This is a genomic window from Amycolatopsis sp. 505 (assembly GCF_031625235.1).
Classification (GTDB): Bacteria; Actinomycetota; Actinomycetes; order Mycobacteriales; family Pseudonocardiaceae; genus Amycolatopsis.
Genome location: NZ_JACKQP010000006.1, coordinates 416,758 through 437,786 on the forward strand (window position 1 = coordinate 416,758; position 21,029 = coordinate 437,786).

General features: G+C 71.9%; 24 protein-coding genes and 1 pseudogene. 23 read left to right on the forward strand and 2 right to left on the reverse strand.

Translation table 11 applies throughout. The annotated features are described in order from the left end of the window. Positions 1-3 precede the first annotated feature (3 nt). From H5965_RS23880 to H5965_RS23945, 13 genes and pseudogenes are all read left to right on the forward strand, one after another. A complete protein-coding gene (locus H5965_RS23880) occupies positions 4-1,347 on the forward strand; it encodes a hemolysin family protein (RefSeq protein WP_310972438.1) in 1,344 nt (447 codons plus the stop codon). Continuing rightward, on the forward strand, positions 1,340-1,678 hold the full coding sequence (locus tag H5965_RS23885) for a cytidine deaminase (RefSeq protein WP_290060591.1): 339 nt from the start codon (positions 1,340-1,342) through the stop codon (positions 1,676-1,678). Before H5965_RS23880 ends, H5965_RS23885 begins: the two co-directional genes overlap by 8 nt. Further along, entirely contained in the window at positions 1,675-2,571 is an 897-nt protein-coding gene (gene era / locus H5965_RS23890) for a GTPase Era (RefSeq protein ID WP_310972441.1), read from the forward strand. Before H5965_RS23885 ends, era begins: the two co-directional genes overlap by 4 nt. A gap of 190 nt (positions 2,572-2,761) precedes the next feature. After that, a complete protein-coding gene (locus H5965_RS23895) occupies positions 2,762-3,130 on the forward strand; it encodes a CD225/dispanin family protein (protein ID WP_310972442.1) in 369 nt (122 codons plus the stop codon). A gap of 26 nt (positions 3,131-3,156) precedes the next feature. Then, positions 3,157-3,510, forward strand: a complete 354-nt coding sequence (locus H5965_RS23900) for a CD225/dispanin family protein (RefSeq protein ID WP_310972444.1) — start codon at positions 3,157-3,159, stop codon at positions 3,508-3,510. Further along, the gene (locus H5965_RS23905; RefSeq protein ID WP_310972445.1) at positions 3,507-3,959 is read left to right on the forward strand and encodes a DUF2752 domain-containing protein; all 453 of its coding nucleotides are present in this window, start codon (positions 3,507-3,509) and stop codon (positions 3,957-3,959) included. Before H5965_RS23900 ends, H5965_RS23905 begins: the two co-directional genes overlap by 4 nt. Before the next feature lie 182 nt (positions 3,960-4,141). Continuing rightward, entirely contained in the window at positions 4,142-5,200 is a 1,059-nt protein-coding gene (locus H5965_RS23910; RefSeq protein ID WP_310972447.1) for an RDD family protein, read from the forward strand. Positions 5,201-5,269: 69 nt separating this feature from the next. Next, positions 5,270-5,728 (forward strand): CD225/dispanin family protein, encoded by a 459-nt coding sequence (locus H5965_RS23915; RefSeq protein ID WP_310972449.1) that lies wholly within the window; start codon positions 5,270-5,272, stop codon positions 5,726-5,728. Between the two features lie 60 nt (positions 5,729-5,788). Continuing rightward, positions 5,789-6,610: a DNA repair protein RecO gene (gene recO / locus H5965_RS23920; RefSeq protein ID WP_310972450.1), complete on the forward strand. Its 822-nt coding sequence runs from the start codon at positions 5,789-5,791 to the stop codon at positions 6,608-6,610. 39 nt (positions 6,611-6,649) lie between these two features. After that, complete coding sequence (locus H5965_RS23925) at positions 6,650-7,465, forward strand: isoprenyl transferase (RefSeq protein ID WP_310972451.1); 816 nt, start codon at positions 6,650-6,652, stop codon at positions 7,463-7,465. Further along, on the forward strand, positions 7,462-7,887 hold the full coding sequence (locus H5965_RS23930; protein ID WP_310972452.1) for a YbjN domain-containing protein: 426 nt from the start codon (positions 7,462-7,464) through the stop codon (positions 7,885-7,887). Before H5965_RS23925 ends, H5965_RS23930 begins: the two co-directional genes overlap by 4 nt. Before the next feature lie 126 nt (positions 7,888-8,013). Next, the gene (locus H5965_RS23935) at positions 8,014-9,021 is read left to right on the forward strand and encodes a permease (RefSeq protein WP_396136943.1); all 1,008 of its coding nucleotides are present in this window, start codon (positions 8,014-8,016) and stop codon (positions 9,019-9,021) included. 527 nt (positions 9,022-9,548) lie between these two features. Further along, positions 9,549-10,088: pseudogene (locus H5965_RS23945) on the forward strand (TIGR03943 family putative permease subunit); the annotation flags it as partial. Positions 10,089-10,431: 343 nt separating this feature from the next. Here the strand turns inward: H5965_RS23945 and H5965_RS23950 are convergent. Together H5965_RS23950 and H5965_RS23955 are read right to left on the reverse strand one after the other, a co-directional pair. Continuing rightward, on the reverse strand, positions 10,432-10,845 hold the full coding sequence (locus H5965_RS23950) for a Fur family transcriptional regulator (RefSeq protein ID WP_310972454.1): 414 nt from the start codon (positions 10,843-10,845) through the stop codon (positions 10,432-10,434). Continuing rightward, the gene (locus tag H5965_RS23955) at positions 10,845-11,210 is read right to left on the reverse strand and encodes an ArsR/SmtB family transcription factor (RefSeq protein ID WP_396136944.1); all 366 of its coding nucleotides are present in this window, start codon (positions 11,208-11,210) and stop codon (positions 10,845-10,847) included. Before H5965_RS23955 ends, H5965_RS23950 begins: the two co-directional genes overlap by 1 nt. 264 nt (positions 11,211-11,474) lie before the next feature. On the opposite strand from H5965_RS23955, the gene H5965_RS23960 reads away from it, so the two are divergent. The 10 genes from H5965_RS23960 to H5965_RS24005 all read left to right on the forward strand — a co-directional run bounded on the left by H5965_RS23960 (position 11,475) and on the right by H5965_RS24005 (position 20,982). Further along, the gene (locus tag H5965_RS23960) at positions 11,475-12,563 is read left to right on the forward strand and encodes a hypothetical protein (protein WP_310972457.1); all 1,089 of its coding nucleotides are present in this window, start codon (positions 11,475-11,477) and stop codon (positions 12,561-12,563) included. Next, on the forward strand, positions 12,564-13,205 hold the full coding sequence (locus H5965_RS23965) for a class F sortase (RefSeq protein WP_310972459.1): 642 nt from the start codon (positions 12,564-12,566) through the stop codon (positions 13,203-13,205). An 81-nt stretch (positions 13,206-13,286) separates the two neighbouring features. Continuing rightward, entirely contained in the window at positions 13,287-13,940 is a 654-nt protein-coding gene (locus tag H5965_RS23970; protein ID WP_310972461.1) for a class F sortase, read from the forward strand. A gap of 87 nt (positions 13,941-14,027) precedes the next feature. Continuing rightward, the gene (locus tag H5965_RS23975) at positions 14,028-15,416 is read left to right on the forward strand and encodes a glycine--tRNA ligase (RefSeq protein WP_310972463.1); all 1,389 of its coding nucleotides are present in this window, start codon (positions 14,028-14,030) and stop codon (positions 15,414-15,416) included. Between the two features lie 94 nt (positions 15,417-15,510). Then, positions 15,511-16,443, forward strand: a complete 933-nt coding sequence (locus H5965_RS23980) for an ABC transporter ATP-binding protein (protein ID WP_310972465.1) — start codon at positions 15,511-15,513, stop codon at positions 16,441-16,443. After that, complete coding sequence (locus tag H5965_RS23985) at positions 16,440-17,180, forward strand: ABC transporter permease (RefSeq protein ID WP_310972467.1); 741 nt, start codon at positions 16,440-16,442, stop codon at positions 17,178-17,180. Before H5965_RS23980 ends, H5965_RS23985 begins: the two co-directional genes overlap by 4 nt. 19 nt (positions 17,181-17,199) lie before the next feature. Next, positions 17,200-18,393 (forward strand): sensor histidine kinase, encoded by a 1,194-nt coding sequence (locus H5965_RS23990; protein WP_310972468.1) that lies wholly within the window; start codon positions 17,200-17,202, stop codon positions 18,391-18,393. Beyond that, positions 18,390-18,995, forward strand: a complete 606-nt coding sequence (locus H5965_RS23995; protein ID WP_310972469.1) for a response regulator transcription factor — start codon at positions 18,390-18,392, stop codon at positions 18,993-18,995. Before H5965_RS23990 ends, H5965_RS23995 begins: the two co-directional genes overlap by 4 nt. A gap of 24 nt (positions 18,996-19,019) precedes the next feature. Beyond that, on the forward strand, positions 19,020-19,673 hold the full coding sequence (locus H5965_RS24000) for a YdcF family protein (RefSeq protein WP_310972471.1): 654 nt from the start codon (positions 19,020-19,022) through the stop codon (positions 19,671-19,673). A gap of 34 nt (positions 19,674-19,707) precedes the next feature. Further along, positions 19,708-20,982 (forward strand): deoxyguanosinetriphosphate triphosphohydrolase, encoded by a 1,275-nt coding sequence (locus H5965_RS24005; protein ID WP_310972473.1) that lies wholly within the window; start codon positions 19,708-19,710, stop codon positions 20,980-20,982. Positions 20,983-21,029 lie beyond the last annotated feature (47 nt).

A 21,029-nucleotide genomic window follows, 5' to 3' on the forward strand; every position in this document is an offset into this window, starting at 1 on the left:
GCCATGGAACAGCTCTTCTTCGCGATCGCGCTCGTCCTCCTGGCGGGCGTGTTCGCGGCGGCGGACGCCGCGATCAGCACCGTCTCCCAGGCCCGGGCCGACGGCCTCGCCCGGCTCGGCCTGCCCGGCGCCAGCCAGCTCGCCGCCGTCGTCGCCGAACGGCGCCGGCACATCAACCTGCTGCTCCTGCTCCGCCTCGGCTGCGAACTCACCGCCACCGTGCTCGTCACGGTCTTCGTGGGCACCCGGCTCGCCCCGCTCGGCCTCGCCGTGCTGGTCGCCGCGGTCGTCATGGTCGTGGTCAGCTACGTCCTCATCGGCGTCGGCCCGCGCACCCTCGGCCGCCAGCACCCCTACCGGATCGGCCGATACGTCGCCGGGCCCGTCCGGGTCCTCGGCTCCGTCCTCGGCCCGCTGTCCCGGCTCCTCATCCTCATCGGTAACGCCATCACCCCCGGCCAGGGCTTCCGCGAAGGCCCGTTCACCTCCGAGGTCGAGCTGCGCGAGCTCGTCGACATGGCCCAGGAACGCGGCGTCGTCGAGGACTCCGAGCGCGAGATGATCCACTCGGTCTTCGAGCTCGGCGACACCGTCGCCCGGGAAGTCATGGTGCCGCGCACCGAGATCGTCTGGATCGAGCGCACCAAGACCGTCCGGCAGGCCCTCGCCCTCGCGCTGCGCACCGGCTTCACCCGGCTGCCGGTGATCGACGAGTCCGTCGACGACATCGTCGGCGTCGTCAACATCAAGGACCTGATGACCGGCTACCTCGACCCCGACGGGCCGAGCACGGTCGTCGACTCGGTGATGAACCAGGCGTCCTTCGTCCCCGACTCCAAACGGCTCGACGAGCTGCTCAAGGAAATGCAGCGCTCGCACAACCACATGGCGATCGCCGTCGACGAGTACGGCGGCACGGCGGGCCTGCTCACCATCGAAGACGTCCTCGAGGAGATCGTCGGCGAGATCACCGACGAGTCCGACGCCGACGAGCGGCCCGAGGTCGAGGAGCTCGACGGCGGCGCCGTCCGCGTCTCGTCCCGGATGACCGTCGACGACCTGGGCGAGCTCTTCGGCATCGACCTCGAAGACCACGACGTGGAGACCGTGGGCGGGCTGCTCGCGGAACGACTGGGTAGGGTCCCGCTGCCGGGGGCCGAAGCCGAGGTCGCCGGCCTTCGGCTGTTCGCCGAAGGGGGCAAGGACCGGCGCGGCCGCATGCGGATCACCTCGGTGGTCGTGCACCCGGCCGACGCCGAAGCCATGACGGACCCGGTCGACCGGACGCGCCGCCGCACCCGCCTGCCCCACCCCGACGAACGCGACAGGAGCGTCGAACATGCCTGACCTCGAGGCCGAGGACCAGAAACTCGTCACGCTGGCCCGGTCCTCGCGCGCCCGCATCCAGGCCCCCGAGGGCGCCGCGGTCCGCGACACCGACGGCCGCACCTACGCCGCGGGCACGGTCGACCAGCCGTCGTTCAAGCTCACCGCGCTCCAGGCCGCGGTCGCCGCCGCGCTCTCCAGCGGCGCCGAGGGCATCGAGGCCGCCGCCGTCGTCAGCGAAGAGGGGCTGCTCAAGGGCGCGTCCGTGCACGCGGTCCGCGACATCGCGAAGTACGCGCCGATCATCCTGGCCGCCCCGGACGGCACGGTCCTCGAGGTGCTCGAGCGATGACCGAGCACCGTTCCGGCTTCGCCTGCTTCGTCGGCCGGCCCAACGCCGGCAAGTCGACGCTGACCAACGCCCTCGTCGGCACCAAGGTCGCGATCACCTCCAGCAAGCCGCAGACCACCCGGCACGCGATCCGCGGGATCGTCCACCGCGAGGACGCCCAGCTCGTCCTGATCGACACGCCCGGCCTGCACCGCCCGCGCACCCTGCTCGGCGAGCGGCTCAACGACATCGTGCACACGACGTGGTCCGAAGTGGACGTCGTCGGGTTCTGCGTCCCGGCGAACGAGAAGATCGGGCCCGGCGACAAGTTCATCGCCGCCGAGCTCCAGAAGATCGCCAAGCGGACCCCGGTCATCGGGATCGTCACCAAGACCGACCTCGTCCAGCCCCAGCAGGTCGCCGAACAGTTGCTTGCGCTGCAGCAAGTGATGGACTTCGCCGAGCTCGTCCCGGTGTCCGCGGTGGACGGCTTCCAGGTCGGCACCCTGGCCGACCTGCTCGTCCAGCGGCTGCCCGAGGGCCCGCAGCTGTACCCCGGCGGCGAGCTCACCGACGAGCCGGAGCAGACGCTGGTCGCCGAGCTGATCCGCGAGGCGGCGCTCGAGGGTGTCCGCGACGAGCTGCCGCACTCGATCGCCGTCACCGTCGAGGAGATGCTGCCCCGCGAAGGCCGCGACGACCTCGTCGACGTGCACGCGTTCCTCTACGTGGAACGGCCCAGCCAGAAGGGGATCATCCTCGGGCACAAGGGCGAACGGCTGCGCGAGGTCGGTGCCACCGCCCGCAAGAACATCGAGGCGCTGCTCGGCTCGAAGGTCTACCTCGACCTGCACATCAAGGTCGCCAAGGAGTGGCAGCGCGACCCCCGTCAGTTACGACGGCTCGGTTTCTGACCTGCGCGTTCCCCGTTCCGGGGAGCGGTGGCGGAATTCCTGGTCTCATTTCGGTCGCGGCGGGACGAAACGCGAGGCGCGTGATGATCTCGCCCCCTACAGTCGCGGCTTCGACCACACCGCGGCCGGTCGGGGCGGCCCGCGGACCCGGTGGTCGTCCGAGGAGCACGACGAAGGGGAACGACCGACCATGACCGACAGCCAGGGCATGCCCAACTACCCCGGCGACCAGCCGAACCAGCCCGGCGGCCAGCCGAACTACCCCGGTGGGCAGCCGGGCGGCTACCAGCCGGGCCCGCCCCCGAGCAACAACCTCGTGTGGGCCATCCTGACCACGATCCTGTGCTGCCTCCCGTTCGGCGTCGTGTCGATCGTGCAGGCCGCGAAGGTCAACGGCCTGTGGGCGCAGGGCCAGACGGCCGCCGCGCAGGAGGCCGCCAACTCGGCCAAGAAGTGGGCGATCATCTCGGCGATCGTCGGCGTCGCGTGGCTCGTGCTGTGGATCATCCTGATGATTGCGGGTGTCTTCACGTTCGGCACCGGCACGACGTCATACTGACGTAGCCGAGCAGCAGGAGGATCCCGGTGACCGACCAGTACCCGCCGCCGTACCCGCCCCCGGGCGGGCCGAACTACGGCTACGGCTACCCGCCGCCCAACCCCTACGGGCCGCCGCCGGACAACAACATGGTGTGGGCGATTCTCAGCACCGTGCTCTGTTGCCTGCCCCTGGGTGTGGTCGCGATCGTGAAGTCCAGCCAGGTGCAGTCGCTCTGGTTCCAGGGCGCCCACGCCGAGGCGCACAAGGCCGCGGCCGACGCCCGCAAGTGGGCGATGTGGTCGGCCATCTCGACCGGGATCCTCCTGCTGCTCTACATCGTGTTCATCGTGGTGATGATCGTGATCGTCGGCGTCAACGCGAGTCAGCTGACGCCGTGACCACGACCGTCTACACGGGATACCCGGCCCGCGGCGCCAAGGCCAAGCTGCGCGCGCTCGGCGCGCCGATGGCCGTCGCCGCCGGGCTCGGCGCGTGCTGCGTGGCGGTCTGGGTCGGCGACCCGACCACCCCGGGCGGGTTCCTGCCCGTGTGCCCGACGAAGGCGCTGCTCGGCATCGACTGCCCGGGCTGCGGCGGCATGCGGATGGCGTACAGCCTGATGCACGGCGACATCCCCGCGGCCCTGCACTACAACGCCGTGTCGTTCGTCGTCGTGCTGCTGATGGTGTGGAGCATGGCCGCGTGGATCCTCGGGCGCCTGCGCGGCCGCGCGATGGACAGCTGGCTGCACTGGCGCTGGACACCGCTGATCTTTTCCGTCGTGTTCGTCGTCTGGTTCGTCATCCGCAACCTCCCGTTCGCGCCGTTCACGGCCCTGCACGTCTGATCCCCGGCGGCCGGGAACCGGACGGCCACGGTCCGCGTCGGACGGACGACCGATTCACCCGGACAGCTGAAGCCTGGGCGGCGCGGCCGCAGGTGAACCGAGTACGCTCCCGCGGACCGGACCGACGAGAGCGGATCCGTTTCCGCGTGTCGGGGAAGTGACCAGCGAGGGGAAGACACCCAATGACCGATCCGTACGGTCAGCAATCCTTCGGGCAGCAGCCCGGTGGCCAGCCACCGTTCGGCCAGCCGCAGCCGGGGCAGGCGCCGTTCGGGCAGCCCGCGCCCTACGGCCAGCCGGCGCCGTTCGGGCAGCAGGCGCCGTTCGGTCAGCAGGGCAGTCCCTTCGGTCCCTCGCGGAACTACGCGAGCTGGGGGCAGCGCGCCCTCGGCTGGCTCATCGACATCGCCCCGATCCTCGTGCTGTACGTGATCCTCACCCCGCTCCTGTTCATCTTCGGGAACGTCGGCTCGCTGTGGGTCCTGGTGGGGGTGCTCGGCTGGCTGGGCCAGATCGCCTGGACCGTCTACAACCGGTGGATCACGCAGGGCAACACCGGCCAGTCGATGGGCAAGCGGTACGCCAAGATCAAGCTCGTCCGCGAGGACACCGGGCAGCCGGTCGGCCCGGGCATGGCGTTCGTGCGCGACCTGGCGCACGCCATCGACAGCGCGGTCTGCTACGTCGGCTGGCTGTGGCCGCTGTGGGACGACAAGTCCCAGACCCTCTCGGACAAGATCGTCGGCACCATCGTGGTCAACGCCGACGCGGCCGCCCCGTTCGGCCAGCCGGGCGGGCAGGCGTTCGCCGGCGGCTACCCGCCGCCGGGGCAGCAGCCCGGTCAGTTCGGCCAGCCGCCCTCCGGTGGCTTCCCGCAACCCGCGTCCGGTGGTTTCCCGCAGCAGCAGCCGCAGTCCGGCGGCTTCGAGCAGCAGCCCGCGCCGGGTGGCTTCGGCCAGCCGCAGCCGGGCGGGTTCGGCCAGCCGCCGTCGTCCGGTGGCTTCGCGCAGCCCCCGCAGCCGGGCGGCTTCGGGCAGCAGCCGCTCGCCCCGCCGCCGGGTGGGGGCGCCTTCGACGAGCAGGCGGAGCGCACCCAGATGCTGCGCCCGGGCTCCGGGAGTGCCTTCGACGAGCAGGCCGAGCGCACCCAGATGCTGCGGCCCGGCACCCAGGACGAGCCCGAAGCGACCCAGAAGATCCAGCCGGGCCAGTTCGGCCAGCCGCCGAACGAGCAGCGCTGAGGAGTTCCTTCCGCACCACCGCCGGAGTTCGCCCGGCGGGAAGTTCACGAATAGTTGGGGTACAACGTCATGACCAATCCCTACGGCCAGCAGCAGCCCTACGGCCAGCAGCCGCAGCAGCCGGGCTACGGCCCGCCCTCCGGCGGCATGCCCGCGCCCTACGGCCAGCCGGCGCCGTACGGGCAGCCCGCGCCGTACGGCCAGCCGCCCACCGGCGGCTTCGGCGCCCCCGGCTACGGCATGCCCGGCGGCGGCGACATCAACGCCATCAAGGACTACAAGGGCTGGGCGATCGGCTGCATCTTCCTGTTCTGGATCCTCGCGATCTTCGCGATCATGAAGTCCAACGAGGTCCAGACGTACAAGATGCAGGGCAACTACGCGATGGCGGAGCAGGCGTCGCGGACGACCAAGACGCTCTGCCTGATCGCCACGATCGTCGGCGGCCTCGGCTGCGTGACCGCGATCATCGTGTGGATCATCGCGATCGCGACCGCCACCACCTACTGCTCGGGCTACTACTGCTGATCCCGGTTTTTCCGTGGGGCGCTCCACCCCGGCATCACCCCGAAGTGGGACGATGTCGGGGTGGTGAACCTCTACCGCGACACCGGGGTGGTGTTGCGCACGCACAAGCTGGGTGAAGCCGACCGGATCGTCACCCTGCTGACGCGGCGCCACGGCAAGGTGCGTGCCGTGGCGAAGGGCGTGCGGCGGACTTCGTCGCGGTTCGGGGCCCGGCTGGAGCCGTTCGGCCACGTCGACGTGCAGTTCTACACCGGGCGCACGCTCGACGTCATCACCCAGGTCGAGACCGTCGACGCGTTCCAGCTGCCGCTGGTCGCCGACTACCAGCGCTACACCGCGGCCAGCGCGATCGCCGAAACCGCGGACCGGCTCTCGGCCGAAGAGGGCGAGCCGGTGCTCAAGCTGTACCTCCTCCTCTGCGGCGCGCTGCGGTCGCTCGCCGCCGGCGAACGCGACCCGTCCCTCGTGCTCGACGCGTTCTTCCTCCGCGCGATGTCCTACGCCGGGTGGGCCCCCGCGCTCACCGAGTGCGCTCGCTGCGGCCTGCCCGGCCCGCACGTCGCGTTCAGCGTCCCGGCCGGCGGTTCGATGTGCCACGACTGCCGCGTCCCGGGCTCCGTGCACCCCGCGCCCGAGGTCCTCGACCTGCTCACGGCCCTGCTGCACGGCGAGTGGGAGATGGCCGAGGCGACCCTGCCCGGCACCCGCCGCGACGCGAGCGGCCTGGTCGCGGCGCACCTGCAGTGGCACCTGGAGCGGCAGCTGCGCTCTCTTCCCCTGGTCGAGCGACGCGCCCGGGAAGCTGTGCCACCCGGGGCTTCGCCCCGAGTCGGGGGCTCCGCCACCCGAACCCCCCAAGGACAGGCGGCACCCAAGCAGTAGGGTCGGCCCGACCGGTTAACCCATTCAGGGAGGCTCGCAGTGCTGCGCAGGGGACGCGAGAACAAGGCGTCGCGATACGAGCTGCGGGCCCCGGATCCGCACCCGTCGGGCGCGAAACCGCCGGAAATCCCGCGGGAGCTGGTGCCCAAGCACGTCGCGCTGGTCATGGACGGCAACGGCCGCTGGGCCAACCAGCGCGGCCTGCCGCGGATCGAGGGCCACAAGCGCGGCGAAGCGGTGATGATCGACGTCGCCAGCGGGGCGGTCGAGCTCGGCGTCAAGTGGCTCTCGGTGTACGCGTTCTCGACGGAGAACTGGAAGCGCAGCCCCGAAGAGGTGCGGTTCCTGATGGGCTTCAACCGCGACACCATCCGCCGCCAGGTCGACTACCTCGGCTCGATCGGCGTGCGCATCCGCTGGGCGGGGCGGCGGCCGAAGCTGTGGGCGTCGGTGATCAAGGAGCTGCAGGCGGCCGAGGAGAAGACCAAGCACAACACGGCGCTGAACATGACCATGTGCGTCAACTACGGCGGCCGCGCCGAGCTGGGTGACGCCATGCAGCGGATCGCGCAGGACGTCGCCGCCGGGAAGCTGAACCCCGACAAGGTCACCGAGAAGACCATCGGGAAGTACCTGTACCAGCCGGACATGCCGGACGTGGACCTGTTCCTGCGGCCCTCGGGCGAGCAGCGGACGTCGAACTTCCTGCTGTGGCAGTCGGCCTACGCCGAGATGGTCTACCAGGACACGCTGTTCCCGGACTTCGATCGGACCCACCTGTGGCGGGCGTGCCTGGAATTCGCGAAGCGGGATCGCCGCTTCGGCGGCGCCGTCGACCAGGCGGCTTCTTCGTGAGCGCCACCGAAGCCGTCGAGACCGCGGAGCTGCTGACCCGGGCCCGGGAGGCGCTGGAGCGGTATCTCGAGGTGCACGTCGACGACGACGGCGCGCTGACGTTCTCCCACGGCGGCGTGCCGTGCGTGATCCAGGCGACCCGGCTCGGCGAAGGCCTCACCGTGCTCACGCTGACCTGCGTGGTCGGCTGGGACCTGGTGGACGAGCCCGCGCTGTCGATCGCCGTCGCCGAGCGGGCGGGGCAGGGTCTGTTCGGGACGCTCGGGGTCGGGCATTCGGACAACGGGGTCGACGTGACGCTGCGGTACGCGTTCCCGGCGGCCGGTCTGGACGCGGCCGCGCTCGGGACGTTGCTGATGCTGGTCGTGTCGACGGCGTCGCAGCTGCGGACCGATCTGCCCGGAATCGTGCCTGGCGACTGACCCGTCCGGGGTGGACTTTCCGCCGCGAACGGAGGATCGGGTACCGAAACGGACCGTAATCCTCCGTTCGCGGCCCGTGCGGGTCTCGTCTTGTCGGACGGCCCTGGCATCATCGCGGTCGTGAACATCGTTTCCGATACCGAGGCCGAGCCCGGCCGGCGCACGCGCCGGTTCCGGATCAGCTCGGTCGAAGTGCTGTGCGCGATCCTGCTGATCGCGATCCTGGCCCAGGGCTGGCTGCAGGACGTGTTCGACGTGCCCGCGCTGCGCACCGGCTCGACCGTGTTCGTCGCGGTCTGCGTGCAGGCGCTGCCGTTCCTGGTGCTGGGCGTGCTGATCAGCGGGGCCATCGCGGCGTTCGTCCCCGCGCGCGTGCTGGAGAAGGTGCTGCCACGCCGAGCGGGCGCGGCAGTCGGCGTCGCCGGGCTGGCGGGCGTCGCGCTGCCGGGGTGCGAATGCGCTTCGGTACCGGTGGCGCGGCGGCTGATGGGGCAGGGCGTGGCCCCGGCGGCGGCGTTGACGTTCTTGCTGGCGGCGCCGGCGGTGAATCCGGTGGTGCTGGTGGCGACGGCGGTCGCGTTCCCCGGCAAGCCGGAGATGGTCTTGGCGCGGTTCGCGGGCTCCCTCGCCACGGCGATGGTGATGGGCTGGTTGTGGGCCCGCTGGGGCAAGCTCGAGTGGATCACGGCGCGCGCGTTGCGGCGCCTCCCGGACGTGGCGGGCGGCCGGCGGTGGCGGGTGTTCGCCGAGACCGCGCGCACGGACCTGGTCGAGGCGGGCGGTTTCCTGGTGCTGGGGGCGCTGATCTCGTCGGCGCTGAACGTCCTGGTCCCGGCCCGGTGGTTCGGCGTCCTGGGCGACCAGCTGGTGCTGGGCGTGGTGGTGCTGGCGGTCCTGGCGGTGGTGCTGGCGCTGTGCAGCGAGGCGGACGCCTTCGTGGCGGCGTCGCTGACGGCGTTGCCCTTGCTGCCGAAGCTGGTGTTCCTGGTGGTGGGCCCGGCGATCGACGTCAAGCTGTTCGCGTTGCAGGCGGGCACGTTCGGGAGGTCGTTCGCGGTGCGGTTCGCGCCGGCGACGTTCGTGGTGGCGGTGGCCTGCGCGCTGGGGGCCGGATTCCTGGTGGGGGTCGCGTGAAACGGGAAACCCAGAACATCCTGCTGATCCTGCTCGGCGGCGCCCTGGTCAAGATCGCGGCCAACGGCGACTACCTGAGGTACGTCAAACCGGCCCAGCAGCCTTGGATCATCGCGGGCGGCGCGGTGATGGTGCTGCTGGGCGCGGTCGCGATCGTCCGCGACCTCGTGGCGTCCCGGCGCCCCGCACTAGACGACCCCGGTGGCCACGCCGAGTATGGCGGCCATGGCGGTCACGCTGAGTATGGCGAGCATGGCGGCCGCGCTGAGTATGGCGGCCATGGCGGTCACGCTGAGTATGGCGAGCATGGCGGCCGCGCTGAGTATGGCGGCCATGGCGGTCACGCCGAGTATGGCGAGCATGGCGGCCACGCCGAGTATGGCGGCCGCGGCGGCCCGGGCGAGCATGGCAGCCACGCCGCGCATGGCAGCGAGGCCGGGCTTGGCGGCCCGGGCGGGCATGCCAGCGAGGTCGAGCTCGGCGGCCCCGGCGAGCATGGCGGCCACGCCGCGCATCGCGACCACGCCGACCACGGCAGCCCCGGCGAGCATGGCGACCACTCGCACTCGGCCCGTCCGGCGTGGCTGCTGCTGGTCCCGGTGCTGGCGGTGTTCCTGGTCGCCCCACCGGCCCTGGGCGCGGACTCCGTGATCCGCACGGAGGCCCGCGCCCCCTCCAGCGCAGCCGTGGCCAACGCCGCGGCGTTCCCGCCCTTGCCGCCGGGGAACGTGGTGCCGTTGGCGGTGAACGATTTCGTCACCCGCGCGGGCTGGGACGCGGCGGGCACCCTGAACGGCCGCACGGTTTCCCTGACCGGCTTCGTCGTCCACACCGGAGGCAGCACCCTCCTGGCGCGCCTGGTGATCAGCTGCTGCGCGGCGGACGCGTTCCCGGTGACGGTCCGCCTCCGCGGCGGCCAAGCGGACCACCTGGCGAGCGACGCGTGGATCCAGGTGACCGGCCAGATCGTCCCGGGCACGGCGACGAAGGACAACAGCTACACCCCGGACTTCACCCCGGCCTCGGTGACACCGGTCCCGACCCCGAAGGATCCTTACGAATACTGACAAGATGGGTGGCTGGTCTTCCGTGCTGTGCGCGGCAACCCTGGTCGCGTGCGCGCCGGAGGGACGGCGAGACCGACGCGGTCGCCCGGCAGGTGGCCGCGGAGAGCGGTGCCCTGCCGCAAACCTCGGCGGCCCGGTAGGCGCGGAAGGCGCTCGACGCGACGCACGGCCACTCGCCGAGCTTCGCGGTGGTCGAGATGCGGAACACGCCGTCGGACGATCCGGACGCGGCACGATGCACCGAGAACGACGTGCTCGCCGCCCTGGCGGGGGCGATGCCGGCGATCGGTCGACCTACCGGACGGACTGCCTGCTCGGCCAAGGCCGCCCTGGAACGTCCGGGCTAGTGCTCGGCGCAGGTCCCGGTGATCTCCACCGTGTGCGAGATCTCCGAAAAGCCGTGCTCCGCCGCGATCTTCTCCGCCCAGCGCTCGACCGCCGGCCCCTCGACCTCGACCGTGCGGCCGCACCGCCGGCACACCAGGTGATGGTGGTGGTGCGCCGAGCACCGCCGGTAGATCGCCTCGCCCGAATCCGTGCGCAGCACGTCGATCTCGCCGGCCTCCGACAGCGACTGCAGCGTCCGGTACACCGTCGTCAGGCCGATGCCGTCGCCGCGTTTGCGCAGCTCGTCGTGGAGTTCCTGGGCCGAACGGAAGTCGTCGATCGTGCTGAGCAGCTCGACGACCGCGGACCGCTGCCGGGTGGATCGGCGCCCGGGGACCGGGGCCTGGCTGCGCGACGCGGCGGTGTTCATCACTTTCCTTCCTGCACGTGGGCGACGGCGTCGACCACGATGTGCGCCAGGTGGTCGTCGGCGAGGCGGTAGACGACCTCGCGGCCGCGGCGCTCGCCCTGGACCACCCCGGCCGTCTTCAGCACCCGCAGGTGCTGGCTGATCAGCGGCTGGGCGACGTCGAGCGCGTCCACCAGCTCGTGCACGCACCGGTCGGCCGCGCGCAGCTGCAGCACGATCGCGATCCGGACCGGGGCCGCCAGCGCGCGCAGCAGGTCGCCCGCGTCCGTCAGGACCGACTGCGGGGGGTGTGCCGGAGACCCTCCGGCCGCCGGGGCGCAGTCCGCGAGCCCCGGCTGGGCGCCACTCCCGGTGACCGTCGCCATTCCCGCCTCCACGCTGCCCGCGACCATGAATTCCGTAGTCATTGCCGATAACGGTGCCGCCCATCCTAGTGTTCCCCCGTCCGGGACCCCGGCCGCGGCGCCGAGCTGCGGGGTACGGCCGGTCGTATTACCCCGTTCGGGTGAGTTCGTGGGATATTGGCCCTGCGGCTTCGCATGTCGTCGCCGACGGTGCAAGGTTGTCGCGGAGCGTTTCGCCGTTTCCCGGACGCCGGCGACCCGTCCCGAGCAGAGCAGTGGGGAGACATGACGCGTTTGGTGACGAAGGCAGCCGCACTGGCCGCCGCGGTGTTTCCGCTGGTCGGCGTGGGTGTCGCGGGTGCGCAGACCCAGGCCGTCGACGAGAAGGCCGGCCCGGTCTCGTTCGCGAACATCGCCTCGGTGCGGATCGGGGACCAAGGCCAGCGCGGCGGCGCCCTGATCACCGAAACGCAACGATCCCCGCTGCTGCCCGGCCAGTCGAAGCTCGGCGCGGACCGCGTCTCGGTCCCCAAGGACGACGGCGAGCGGGCCACCTTCGGCGGGCACTACCAGATCGCCCTCGGCCGCTACAGCGCGTCACAGAACCCGTACCCGCCCGGGGTCCCGAGCCGCGACCACAACGTCTTCGCCGCGCTGCAGGCCACCACCGTGCCGACCGCCACCGCGGAGACCAACTACGCGCTGCGGGACACCTGGCAGGGCGGCACCAAGCCGGCCGACAACACCGTCCTCGTGCTCGAAGGCGCCAAAACCTCGGTCGACTGCACCGGCCCGGGCAAGCTGTCGACGACGTCGTCGGTGACCCGGCTGTGGGTGCGCCAGGCCGGTGGCGGGCTCGGCATCGTCCCGGTGCCCGGCGGCAACGCGGGTCTCCAGCTGAAGAACTTGCGCCTCGGCCCGCCCGGTGACATCACCAACGCCGACCCGGCGACCACGGTCTCCGACCTCGCGCTGACCCGCGTCACCGCCTTCGACCAGCTGATCCGCCAGGACGGCTGGCGCGGGGGCGACCACACCGCGGTCGCCGGCTGGCGGGTCGAGATCACCACGCACGTCAAGGACGCCCAGGGCACCGCGCTGCAGGACGTGAAGACGAACATCGTGCTCGGCGGGGTCAGCTGCTCGATCCCGAAGGGGTTCGTCGCGAAGGCCGGCGGCCCGGCCGGTGGCACGACCGCGACCCAGCCCGCGGTGCCGACGCAGGTCCCGGCCGGCTACCTCGGTGCGGCCGCGCCCGCCACCGACGGGGACGGCTCCCGCATCCCGCTCGGCATCGGCCTGCTCTTCGGCGGGGTGTTCTTCGCCGCCGTCGCCCTGCTGCTGGGCCGGCGGCGCAAGACCGGGACGGACTAGGTGCTGCGCACCGCCCTGGCCGCCGTCTCGGCGGCGCTGGCCGTGGCCGCCTTCGCGGCCGGGATCATCGTGCTGACCTGGCTGCCGCCGTCGGCGACGCCGGTGGCGGCGGCACCCCCGCCCGGCTCGCTGCCGGGCGAGAACGCGGCCCCGGCCGTGCTCCCCGCGGACAGCGAAACCGCCACCCAGCAGCGGCCGGGCACGGTCCGGCTGCCCGGCGGCGCCACCGCCCGCCTGGTCCGCACCGAACTCACCGACACCGGGGTGCTGCCGATCCCGCGCGGTCTCGGCGACGCGGCCTGGTGGGGCGCCAAGCTGGGCGCGGCCCAGGGAGCGGCGCTGCTGTCCGGTCACGTGAACTGGGAGGGCAGGCGCGGGCCGTTCGACGAGCTGTGGCGCATGCGGGCCGGCGACCGGGTCAGTGTGGTCGACGCGCGCGGCGGCCGGTGGGTCTACCGCGTCGACGACGTCGTCACGCTGCCGAAGGAGACGCTGCCGGCCCAGGCCGCCCGGTGGTTCGGGCAGGACGGCCCGCACCGGCTGGTGCTGGTGACCTGCGGCGGCGACTACGTCGGCGGCACCGAAGGCTACGACGAGAACCGCCTGGTGACGGCCGAGCTGGTGACGCGCCCCACCGGCTGAACAAGTTTCGCTGCAACCCGACGCGCCCTTCGCGGCATGCCTGTCTGTGCACTGGCCATGACAGCGAAGGAGCACAAGCCCATGCAGGAGCGGAACCCGGCGGAGCCGAAGAAGGGCTCCGGCCGCTGGTGGATCGTCGGCGTCGCCGGGGCGTTCGTGGTCGCGGCGCTGGTCGCGACCCTGCTCGTGTTCACCGGAAAGGATGAACCCGCCGGGGCGAACGGCACCGGAACGCCCGTCCCCGCCGCGAACCAGCAGGCCCCGCAGGGCACGCGGCCGGACACGGGCCAGGCGCCGGCGCAGCTGGCCCTGCCCGGCGGCGGCACCGCGAAGCTGATCCAGGAGGACCTCGACGCCGCGGGCGCGCTGAAGATCCCGGAGGGGCTCGACGAGGCCGCCTGGTGGGGCGCGAAGCTGGGCGCCGACCACGGCGTCGCGCTGCTGTCCGGGCACGTGAACTGGAAGGGCAAGAAGGGCCCGTTCAACGAGCTCTGGCAGGTCAAACAGGGCCAGGAGGTCAAGCTGACCGACGCCGCCGGCGGCGCTTGGGTGTACCGGATCGACGCCACCGAGACCGTGCATAAGTCGGACCTCGCCGGCCGGTCCGAGCAGCTGTTCGACCCCGACGGCCCGCACAAGCTGCTGCTGGTCACCTGCGGCGGCGAGTACGTCGGCGGCAGCGAGGGGTACGAGGACAACCGCGTCGTCACGGCGTCGCTGGTGTCGCGGCCGTAGGCTCACCTGCGCGAAAAGCGGTGGGCCCCGGCGGATACCCTGGACGTTCAGTCCTGAACCGTCCCCGCAAGCTTTTCGGAGCGTGGAGTGCCCACGAACACCATTGAGAAGATCATCAGCCTGTGCAAACGCCGTGGTTTCGTCTTCGCCAGCGGAGAGATCTACGGCGGCACCCGCTCTGCGTGGGACTACGGGCCGCTCGGGGTCGAGCTGAAGGACAACATCAAGCGCCAGTGGTGGAAGACCGTCGTCCAGGGCCGCGACGACGTCGTCGGCCTCGACTCGTCGGTGATCCTGCCGCGTGAGGTCTGGGTCGCGTCGGGGCACGTCAACGTGTTCACCGACCCGCTGATCGAGTGCCTGTCGTGCCACAAGCGGTTCCGCGCCGACCAGCTCGCCGAGGAGTTCGCGGCGCGCACCGGCAAGGAGACCAGCGAGGACGACCTGTCCGAGGTGCCGTGCCCGAACTGCGGCACGCGCGGCAAGTACACCCCGCCGCGGGACTTCAACATGATGCTGAAGACCTACCTCGGCCCGGTGGAGTCCGAAGAGGGCCTGCACTACCTCCGCCCGGAGACCGCGCAGGGCATCTTCGTGAACTTCTCCAACGTCCAGACGACGTCGCGGAAGAAGCCGCCGTTCGGCATCGGCCAGATCGGCAAGTCCTTCCGCAACGAGATCACGCCGGGCAACTTCATCTTCCGGACGCGCGAGTTCGAGCAGATGGAGATGGAGTTCTTCGTCGAGCCGGGCGAGGACGAGCGCTGGCACCAGTACTGGATCGACGAGCGCACGAAGTGGTACACGGACCTCGGCATCAAGGCCGACAACCTGCGCCACTACGAGCACCCGAAGGAAAAGCTCTCGCACTACGCGAAGCGCACCGTCGACATCGAGTACCGGTTCGCGTTCAACGCCGGTCAGGAATGGGGCGAGCTCGAAGGCATCGCGAACCGCACCGACTTCGACCTGACGACGCACTCGAACCACTCGGGTCAGGACCTGTCGTTCTTCGACCAGGCCTCGGGCCAGCGGTACCGGCCGTTCGTCATCGAGCCGGCGGCCGGTGTCGGCCGGTCGATGATGGCGTTCCTGGTGGACTCCTACGTCGAGGAAGAGGTGCCGAACGCCAAGGGCGGCACCGACACCCGCGTGGTGCTCAAGCTCGACCCGCGGCTGTCGCCGTTCAAGGTCGCGGTGCTGCCGCTCTCGCGCAACGCCGACCTGACCCCGAAGGCGAAGGAGGTCGCGGCGACGCTGCGCAAGCACTGGAACGTCGACTTCGACGACGCCCAGGCGATCGGCCGCCGCTACCGCCGCCAGGACGAGATCGGCACGCCGTACTGCGTCACGGTCGACTTCGACTCGCTCGAGGACCAGGCGGTGACGGTGCGCGAGCGCGACACGATGTCGCAGGAGCGCATCGCGATCGACAAGCTGGAGTCCTACCTGGCGGGCCGCCTCATCGGCTGCTGACCCCGCCCGGGCCCAGGCACCCCTGACACCTGTCACGGCCAAGTCGTGACGCACGATCCGGGGGCCCGGGCCCGCCGGGCGGCAGCCTGGGGGCATGCGAGAAACAGACATCCAGGCGGTGGCGGCGGGGGCCGCGATCCACCTCACCGGCCTGCGGAAGCACTACGGCGGCGTCCACGCGGTCGACGGCGTCGACCTGACCATCGCCCCGGGCGAAGTGGTCGCCCTGCTCGGCCCCAACGGCGCGGGCAAGTCCACCACCGTCGACATGATCCTGGGCCTGACCAGCCCCGGTGCCGGCGACGTGCGCGTGTTCGGGCGCAAGCCGATCGACGCCGTGCGGGCCGGCCTGATCGGGGCGATGCTGCAGGGCGGCGCCCTGATGGACGACCTCACCGTCGGCGAGACCGTCGGCATGGTCGCGGCCCTGCACCGCAACCCGATGCCGGTCGCCGAGGCCCTGCGCGCCGCCGGTGTCGAAGAACTGGCCGGCCGTCGCGCCAACAAGCTTTCCGGTGGGCAGAAGCAGCGGGTCCGCTTCGCCGTCGCCCTGGTCAGCAACCCGGACCTGCTGATCCTCGACGAGCCGACGGCGGCGATGGACGTCGGCACCCGCCGCGAGTTCTGGCAGTCGATGTACTCCTTCACCGAGTCCGGCCGTACGGTCCTGTTCGCCACGCACTACCTCGAAGAGGCGGAGGAGTTCGCCGACCGGGTGGTGCTGATGCGCCGGGGCCGGATCGTCGCCGACGGCAGCGTCGCCGAGGTCCGCGCGCTGGCCGGCGGCCGCACCCTGCGCGCCGCCGTCCCTGGCGCCACCGACGCCGTCATCGCCGCGTTGCCCGGCGTCAAGGAGTTCGAGCTGCGCGGCGACCGCGTCGCGATCTCCAGCGGCGACTCCGACGCCACGCTCTGGGCGCTCAAGGCCGCGGTTCCGGCCGTGCACGACGTCGAAATCAGCGCCGTCGGCCTCGAAGGCGCCTTCCTGTCCCTGACCGCCGACGAGACCGCGGAGCCCGTCCGATGAACGCCACCTACCTGCTCACCGAGATCCGCCGGAACTTCCGGGCGCCCCGTTTCCTGATCTTCGTCGTCGCCTTCCCGGTGCTGATGTTCCTCTTGCAGGCCAACGTCTTCACGAAGACGAGCGATCCGGACCACGCGCAGATCGCGGCCGTGATCATGATCAACATGATGACGTTCGGCGTCTTCGCCGCGGCGACCAACAGCGGGGCCCGGCTGGCCCTCGAACGCGCGGTCGGCTGGCAGCGCCAGCTGCGCCTGACCCCGCTCACCGGCACCGGGTACCTGGCGGGCAAGGGCATCTCCGGGATGCTCGTGGGGCTGCCCGCGCTGGTCCTCGTGCCGCTGCTGGGCGTGCTGGCCGAGGGTGTGCACGTCGACGCGAGCGGCTGGGTGCGGATCTTCGCCGGCATCTGGCTCGGCACGATCCCGCTGGTGCTGCTCGGCCTGCTGCTCGGCCAGTTCGGCACGCCGGACTCGATGCAGCCGATCAACATGCTCGTCACGCTCGGGACGGGCTTCCTCGGCGGGCTCTGGATCCCGATCGAGTCGATGCCCGGCTGGATGCACGACGTCGCCCAGATCATGCCGACCTACTGGGTGCTGCAGGTCGCGCGACCGGCGGTGACCAGCGACATGGTGGTCTCGCTGCCGCACGCCGCCGGTGTGCTCGGCGCGTGGACGGTCGTGCTCGGAGCCCTGGTGATCAGGCGTTACCGTAAGGACAGCGCCCGCGTCTGAGGGCCGGAGGGGAACGACGATGGCGAAGCGCCGGTTCGGTCTGGACAGCAAGGAATCCTGGTGGGAGGACCCGCTTCCGGACGCCGCCGACCGCGGGCCCGGCGGCCCGCGCTGGCCGATCATGTCGATGGTCTTCCTGCTGCCGTTCCTCATCCCGGTCACGCGCTCGCTGCTGGCCGAGCCCGCGGTCACCCCCGGGCTCGTCGCCACCTTCGTCTTCGTCTACGCCTACTCCGCGTGCTACGCGGTTTTCCCGTACTTCTTCCGCCGGGAACGCCGGGTGAAGCTGGCCTTCGGGATCACGATGAACGTGCTGGGGCTCGCCTCGCTGGCGCTGGCCGCCGGCAGCGGGTTCGTCCTGCTCTACGGCACGGCGGTGGTCGTGTTCCTGGTGCCCGCCGCCTGGTCGGTGATCATCGACCTGTCCACGGTGGCGCTCGGCGCGGTGATCCTGCTGGCGCAGGGCCGGTTCGTGGAAGACTACGGCGACCTGATCACCGTCTTGTCGATCACGCTGGCGATGTTCTTCATGGGCAACCTCGTCCGCGCGGTCCGGCGGCTGGAACGCGCGAACGAGGAGATCGCCACCCTCGCCGTGGCGAACGAGCGGCAGCGCCTGGCCCGCGACCTGCACGACCTGCTCGGGCACAGCCTCACCACGATCACCGTCAAAGCGGGGCTGGCCCGGCGGGTGCTGGAGAGCGCCGGCGACATCCCGCGCGCGGTCGAGGAGATCCGCGAGGTGGAGAGCCTCACCCGCAGCGCGCTGTCCGACGTCCGCGCGACCGTGTCAGCAAACCGCGAGGTGTCGCTGTCGGCGGAACTCGTCGGCGCCCGGGCGGCGCTGCGGGCCGCGGAGATCGACGCCGACCTGCCGCACGCGGTCGACAACGTCCGCCCCGAGTTCCAGCCCACCTTCGGGTACGTGCTGCGCGAAGCCGTCACGAACGTGCTGCGGCACTCCGGTGCCAAGCGGGTGCGCGTGCGGCTGGGCGACACCTGGCTCGAGATCGAGGACGACGGCACCGCCACCGACGTCGTCGCGGGCAACGGCCTGCGCGGGCTGACCGAGCGGCTGGCCGCGGCCGGGGGCACGCTGCGGACGTCGGGCCGGCCTGGGGGAGGATTGCTCGTGCGGGCGGAGATCCCGCTCCCCGAACCGAGCCCGGCCACCCCGGCCGTGCGCGCCGAACCCGCGGGAGGACTCGCTTGATCCGGGTGCTGCTGGCCGACGACCAGGCCATGGTCCGCGGGGCCCTGGCCACCGTGCTGGGCCTGGAGAACGACATCGAAGTGGTCGGGCAGGTCGGTTCCGGCGACGAGGTGGTGGCCGCCGCGCGCGAGGTCGAGCCGGACGTCGCCCTGCTCGACGTCCAGATGCCCGGGAAGGACGGCCTGGAGGCCGCGGCCGACCTGCGGAACGCCCTGCCGTCGTGCCGGGTGATCATCTGCACGACGTTCGGCCGTCCCGGCTACCTCGCCCGCGCGATGGCGGCGGGCGCGGCCGGCTTCGTCGTCAAGGACGCGCCGCCGGAGCAGCTCGTCGAGGCCGTCCGGCGAGTCCACAGTGGACTCCGGGTGGTGGATCCGGCGCTGGCCGCGGAATCCCTCGCCACCGGCGCCAGCCCGCTCACCGGGCGGGAGCGGGACGTGCTGCGGGAGGCCAAGGACGGCAGCACGGTGGCCGACGTCGCCCGGGCGCTGCACCTCTCGGAAGGCACCGTCCGCAACCACCTCTCCGCGGCGATCGGGAAGACCGGCGCGCGGACGCGGGCCGAAGCGGTGCGGGTCGCCGAGGAGCGTGGGTGGCTCTGAGCCGCCTCTGAAAGAATGGCCCGGATGGGTACCGCTGAACGCACCAAACCGTCGGTGGCGAGCTGGGCACGCCGGATCGTCCTCGGCACGCTCCTCGTGCTGGTCGCGCTCGTCGGCGGCACGGCGTTCCGGGTCTGGCAGGTGGCCCGCGTGAACGACCGGACACCCGCCGACGTCATCGTGGTGCTGGGCGCCGCGCAGTACAACGGCAGGCCGTCGGAGATCTACGCCGCCCGGCTGGCGAAGGCCAAGCAGCTCTACGACGCGGGCGTCGCGAAGACGATCGTCACCGCGGGCGGCAAGAAGGCCGAGGACAACTTCACCGAGGCCCGGGCCGGCCAGCTGTGGCTGACCCGGCGCGGCGTGCCGGCGTCGGCGACCCTCGCCGTCGGCGAAGGCAGCGACACGCTGCGCAGCCTGCGCGCGGTCGCCCAGCAGGTCGAGGCCCGCGGCTGGCGGACGGCGGTGCTGGTCAGCGACCCGTGGCACTCCTTCCGCGCCCGGACCATGGCCGACGACCTGGGCCTGGACGCCTGGACCGCGCCGACGCACAGCGGGCCGATCGTCCAGGAGCGCGTCACCCAGGTGCGGTACATCGTCCGCGAGACCGGGGCGCTGCTGTACTACCGGCTGACGAAGACACCCGCGGACGATCTGTTCGCCACTTTCCTGGGCTGAGCGTTTTGTCGGTGGCCACGTTTACGCTGGTCGGGTGAACTACACCGAGCACGACACCGCCCGCCTGCTGCCGGAGGCGGCCAAGGGCGCGGCGCTGCCCGGCGCCCGGGCAGACGGGCGCAGCGCGTTCTCCCGCGACCGGGCCCGGGTGCTGCACTCCGCGGCGCTGCGGCGGCTGGCCGGCAAGACCCAGGTGGTCGGGCCGGGGGAGGGCGCCGAGGTCACCGGTGTCCCGCGCACGCGGCTGACGCACTCGCTGGAGGTCGCCCAGATCGGCCGGGGCATCGCCGAGGAGCTGGGCGCGGACCCGGACCTGGTGGACACCGCGGGGCTGGCGCACGACATCGGCCACCCGCCGTTCGGGCACAACGGCGAGCGCGCGCTCGACGAGGTGGCCGGCGCGTGCGGCGGGTTCGAGGGCAACGCGCAGACGTTGCGCATCCTCACCCGGCTGGAGCCGAAGCTGCTGTCCGCCGAAGGTGACCCGGTGGGGCTCAACCTGACCCGCGCGTGCCTGGACGCGACCACGAAGTACCCGTGGCCACGGCGGCCGGGTCAGGTCAAGTACGGCGTGTACAGCGACGACGTTCCGGTGTTCGAGTGGTTCCGGGAGGGGGCACCGGCCGAGCGGCGGTGCCTGGAAGCGCAGATCATGGACTGGGCGGACGACGTCGCGTATTCGGTGCACGACGTCGAGGACGGCGTGCTGGCCGGCCGGATCAAGCTGCGCGTGCTCGCCCACCCGGACGAGCGGGCGGCCGTCGCCGAGGCGGCCGCCAAGCACTTCTCGGCGCAATCGGTGTCCACTTTGGAGGATGCGGCGGCGGAACTGCTGGCGCTGCCGGTGGTGGCGGCGCTGGCGTCGGCCGAGCCGGACGGGTCACCGGGCGCCCAGGTCGCGTTGAAACGGCTGACGAGCGAGCTGGTCGGCCGCTTCACCACGGCGGCCGTCACCGGCACGCGCGAGAGGTTCGGCGAAGGCCCGCTGAGCCGCTACGGGGCCGACCTGTGCGTCCCGGAGCGGGTCGCCGCGGAGGTGGCCCTGCTGAAGGCGCTGGCCCTGCGGTACGTGATGAGCGACCGCCGCCGGCTGGCGATGCAGGAGGGCCAGCGCGAGCTGCTGATCGAGCTGGTCCACGCGCTGGCCCGCCGGGCCCCGGAGTCCCTCGACCCGCTGTTCGTCCCGGCCTGGAACACGGCCGCGGACGACGCCGGCCTGCTCCGCGTGGTGGTCGACCAGGTCGCCTCCCTCACCGACGCCCAAGCCCACGTCTGGTACTCCTGGCACGTCACCCGCCTCCACCGCTGACCCGCGCCGTGATCGGAGCGCCGACACGCGTGATTGGGGAGTCGACA